A 1,914-nucleotide genomic window follows, 5' to 3' on the forward strand; every position below is an offset into this window, starting at 1 on the left:
GGACGTCGTCTGGCCCCCGCCGAGCAGTCCGCCCAGCAGGTCGCCCAGCCCGCCGCCACCAGCCCCACCGGCGCCGCCAAGGATCCCGCCCAGAATTCCGCCGAGGTCAATCCCGCCGGCCTGGCCGGACCCGCCGGTACCGCCTGATCCATCCGCCCCGGAGGACTGTCCGCGGCCTCCGAGGACCTTGTTCGCAAGGTAGGACATCACGATCGGGGCCAGGATCGGCAGCAGCTTCTTGATCAGGTCCCCGCCCACACCACCGGGTTGGGTCGTTCCGGCCAACTGGCTGGCCACCTGGTCCTGCTGCCCGCCAAAGACGTGGCTCACGATCTTTTCACCGTCCGCAGTGTCCACCTGCGAGGCATCCACTCCGCCCTCCATCAGCCCGTCCCGGTGCTGGCTGAGCGCCGACTCAAGCGAGGCGGCGCCGTCGGAGGCTTGTGCGTTGTTATGCATGCCGGCCAGGAGCGTGGGTACCGCGGCCTCCACTGCGGCCTGCGCCGTCTGCCGGTCCGTGCCGAGCATGCCGGCAATCTGGTCTACCGGGATCTGCCTCAGGATGTCGTCGAACTCGGTCATGGGGTTCTCCTTCAGCCGCACCTCAGGGCGGGCCTCGCTGGAAACGGCGCCCGCGCAGACGCCGCCGGATTGTTGCCTCTGCATCCTAGCCGGGGTGTCCTGAACCCGAAAGGGCGCTGCCCGGTGCCCGGCAGTACCGTCGGAAGCCCGCCACGTTTGCGGGTAATCTAGGAGAGTTCCGGAGCCGGCAGGTTTCTCCGGAGGTGCACATGGCAGGAATCAAAAGGCGAGGTTGATGGTCCACATCTGGAACGATCCGTCCGAAGTCCCGGCGGACTTTGGTCCTTCCGTCGTTACCTTCGGCAACTTTGACGGTGTACACCGCGGCCACCAACAGGTGCTTTCGCAGCTCATCCGGGTCGCCCGCCTCAACCACGCCCGGGCCGTCGCCATCACCTTCGACCCGCATCCGGCGCAGGTCCACCGCCCCGAATCAGCCCCGGAACTGATCATGGGTCTGGAAGACAAGCTGGTCGCGCTCGGCGAACTGGGCCTCGACGCCGTTCTGGTCATGAAGTACTCCCTCGAGCTGGCCAGCCTCACCCCCGAAGAATTCGTCGCCAGCGTCCTGGTCGGCAGCCTCAAGGCGAGCCATGTGGTGATCGGCCACGATGCACGGTTCGGCCGGAACAACTCCGGGGACCTGGAGACCATGCAGGACCTCGGCAGGAAGCTCGGCTTCGAGGTGCTGGTCATCAGCGAGTTCGGCTCGGAAGGCTTTCCGCTCCACAGCGAAGGACATAGCGAAGCGCACGACGGCGACGACGGCAACGACCGCCGTTGCTCCTCCACCTGGGTGCGGGAGGCACTGCGGGAAGGGGACGTCGCCACGGCGGCCGCCGTCCTCGGAAGGTCGCACCGGATGCGGGGCAAGGTGGTCCACGGCGCAGCGCGTGGCCGCGACCTCGGCTTCCCGACCGCCAACCTTGCCTCCGACGCGAGCGGCTACATCCCGGCAGACGGCATTTATGCCGGCTGGCTCGTGGACCAGGCCGGCACGCGCTGGCCCGCCGCCATCTCCGTTGGCTCCAACCCGACTTTCGACGGCGTCAGCAGACAGGTCGAGGCGCACGTGATCGACCGGCCCGAAGAGGCCGTCGAGGACTTCGATCTGTACGGCCAGACAGTAGTGGTGGAATTCGTCGCCCGGCTGCGGGGCATGGTGGCGTACCGTGGCCCTGAAGCGTTGGTGGACCAGATGCGCCTGGACGTCGTCAAGGCCCACAACATTCTGTACGCGCGCTAGGGCGCCAAGGCGCTGAACCGCTGCGATCAGCCGCCGTGCTGCACCTCCGGACCGCTGAACCCCCACCCGGAAGCGCGGGCCGGCGG

General features: G+C 67.9%; 2 protein-coding genes. One reads left to right on the top strand and one right to left on the bottom strand.

The annotated features are described in order from the left end of the window. Positions 1 to 582: DUF937 domain-containing protein (locus K789_RS0109785; protein ID WP_024366596.1), on the bottom strand; the 582-nt coding region annotated here is incomplete at its 3' end. A 235-nt stretch (positions 583 to 817) separates the two neighbouring features. On the opposite strand from K789_RS0109785, the gene K789_RS0109790 reads away from it, so the two are divergent. Beyond that, positions 818 to 1,828: a bifunctional riboflavin kinase/FAD synthetase gene (locus K789_RS0109790; protein ID WP_024366597.1), complete on the top strand. Its 1,011-nt coding sequence runs from the start codon at positions 818 to 820 to the stop codon at positions 1,826 to 1,828. The last annotated feature ends 86 nt before the right edge of the window (positions 1,829 to 1,914 follow it).

This window comes from Arthrobacter sp. TB 26 (assembly GCF_000427315.1).
GTDB lineage: Bacteria > Actinomycetota > Actinomycetes > Actinomycetales > Micrococcaceae > Arthrobacter.